Raw genomic sequence first — 704 nt, 5'->3', positions numbered from 1 at the left:
TCGTGCGTCGCCACTACAAGAGTTATTTCCCAACTCTGCTCAGTTACACACGGTTTCTTGAAGTAATGCCTTCAGTTCTTGTGCCACTCAGCTCTTTCTTTACCCATGTCAAAGGTGAACCGACAGGCATTGAATTTATTGATTCTACGAGTATAAAAGTCTGCCACAACTTACGCATACCGAGACATAAGGTTTTCAAAGGAACGGCGGCAAGGGGTAAAGGTACAATGGGCTGGTTTTATGGATTTAAACTTCACATCATAACCAATCATCTTGGCGATATCGTTGCAGCCAAACTTACCCCCGCCAATACCGATGATAGAAAGCCAGTCCGGGAACTATCAAAAGGCCTTCTCGACAAGCTCTATGCAGACAAAGGCTATATCAGTAAAGTACTTACCGAAGATTTAAAAGAAGACGGAATCACCCTAATTACCACCCACCGCAAGAACATGAAGCCGAAGGTACTTGCTGCTTGGGGTAGAGCGATGCTGTCAAAAAGGTTTATTATCGAAACCATCAATGACCAACTGAAAAACATCTCTCAGATAGAGCACTCTCGTCATCGGAGCCTACATGGATTCATGCTGAACCTACTTGGCGGGTTAATCGCGTACTGTCTGAAGCCAGAAAAGCCATCGCTTAATATTACGAACACTGAAAAAACAGGACTGATGGCGATGGCTTAAACCGATCTGAGGTTA

The 704-nt window shown here is 44.3% G+C and carries 1 protein-coding gene; it reads left to right on the top strand.

The genetic code is table 11. The annotated features are described in order from the left end of the window. On the top strand, nt 1–689 hold a 689-nt coding region (locus tag AACW06_RS19860; RefSeq protein ID WP_192076372.1), incomplete at its 5' end, for an IS982 family transposase. Nucleotides 690–704 lie beyond the last annotated feature (15 nt).

The organism is Vibrio sp. S12_S33, assembly GCF_963889785.1.
GTDB lineage: Bacteria > Pseudomonadota > Gammaproteobacteria > Enterobacterales > Vibrionaceae > Vibrio > Vibrio aestuarianus.
Note: the sequence above shows the minus strand (reverse complement) of the source record. Positions and strands in the feature narration are given on the sequence as shown.